Raw genomic sequence first — 1,422 nt, 5'->3', positions numbered from 1 at the left:
CCACGACCTCCGCGGCCGGCGAGTCCGCACCGCAGGCCCAGGGCGCGACCACCACGACCACCGCCCCGGCCGAGGTCACGGCCGGGACCACCGCGACCGAGACCGCCACCGCCGACGCCGGCACGGGCACGGGCACGGACGTCAAGGCCACCGCCGAGACCACTGCCCGGACCACCGCCGAGGCCCCCGCCGCCGAGCAGAAGACCGCCCCGGCCCCGAAGAGCACCCCGGCCGCCGTCCGCACCCCCGCCAAGACCGTGGACCTGAGCACCGCCGACACCGTCGCCGCCGCGACCGCCATCGAGCGGGACGGCGTCTCCACCGGCCGGATCCTGGCCTTCACCCTGATCGCCGGTGGCGGCGCGTTCATCGCCGGCCGCGCGATCAGCGAGCGCCTGGCCACCAAGCGCGGCTGACGCCCCGGCCCTCCCGGACACTCCCGGGCACGCAGAGCGGAAACGGCGAGGCCGCCACCGGACATCCGGTGGCGGCCTCGCCGTTCTGGCGCGCCGCGCCGTACGGCCCGCCCCATCGCATGGCGCACGGCCCGGCGCACGCCGTCAGGCTACGCCCTGGCCCTTCCGCGGGACTTCCCTTCCGCGGTTTCCGGCGCGTTCCGCACCAGACCGGTGTCCCTCCCCCGCAGCGTCCGGTGGAAATTGGACCAGAAACTCTCGCTGTCGTTTGCCCGCGGAAACGGCTCGTCGGGCACCGGTACGCCGAGGAACGCGCACAGCGGCTCCCAGCCCTCCCCCACCCGGTAGACCAGCAGCCGCTCGGCCGGGACCGACGCCATGACCTCGGCGTTGTGCCGCTCGAAGTAGGCGAGGGCGCTGTCGCGGTCGAAGGCGATGTCACGCCTGTCCCGGTTGAGCGCCCCGAGCATGCGGATGAACATCGCCGGTCTCGACCGGCGGGGCAGGAGGAGGCGCAGCAGGGGGCCGAGCACGGGGTGGCGCATGAGCCTCGGCAGACGGAAGATCGTCTTTCGGGCGCTCTCGAACCACGCGTCGGGGTCGCGCAGGGTGAGGATCACCTTGGCCTCGGGGTAGTGCGCGGCCAGTTCCCGCCAGTACGCGGCGGCGGGGAAGTCGACGCAGGCGCGGTAGCCGCGGAAGATGTCCTCCCAGTCCGGCCCGCCGCCCCGCGCCACGGCCGTCCACTGGCGCATCCGCCCGGCGCTGCCCAGGACCTCGAACATGTGGTAGCAGGGGGTGAATCCGAGCCGCTCCAGGGCGACCTTCAGCGAGCTGGTCCCGGTACGGCCCAGCCCCGCCCCGATGACGTGCACCATGCCCCCGCTCGCTCCTCCGCGTTCCGGCCGGACACCTCCCCTGCCCACCAAACACCCGGACATCCATCCCAAGTCCCGCCTTTCTTTCCCGCAGCGTTCCGGTGCGGGAAAGAAAGGCGGCGGGGGCG

2 protein-coding genes are annotated in these 1,422 nt (G+C 74.1%); one reads left to right on the top strand and one right to left on the bottom strand.

Features of this window, described 5'->3' with window-relative positions:
• Positions 1–416 (top strand): hypothetical protein (locus tag Plo01_RS39745; RefSeq protein ID WP_203895981.1); only part of this gene is annotated, 416 nt, incomplete at its 5' end.
• Positions 417–565: 149 nt separating this feature from the next.
• Here Plo01_RS39745 and Plo01_RS39740 read toward each other — a convergent pair.
• Entirely contained in the window at positions 566–1,294 is a 729-nt protein-coding gene (locus Plo01_RS39740; protein ID WP_307837431.1) for a sulfotransferase family protein, read from the bottom strand.
• Positions 1,295–1,422 lie beyond the last annotated feature (128 nt).

Source organism: Planobispora longispora (assembly GCF_016863135.1).
GTDB lineage: Bacteria > Actinomycetota > Actinomycetes > Streptosporangiales > Streptosporangiaceae > Planobispora > Planobispora longispora.
Note: the sequence above shows the minus strand (reverse complement) of the source record. Positions and strands in the feature narration are given on the sequence as shown.

Excerpts from the sequence above, each read along its gene's own strand:
- Plo01_RS39740 (WP_307837431.1), bottom strand. The coding sequence starts at position 1,294 with ATGGTGCACGTCATCGGGGCGGGGCTGGGCCGTACCGGGACCAGCTCG.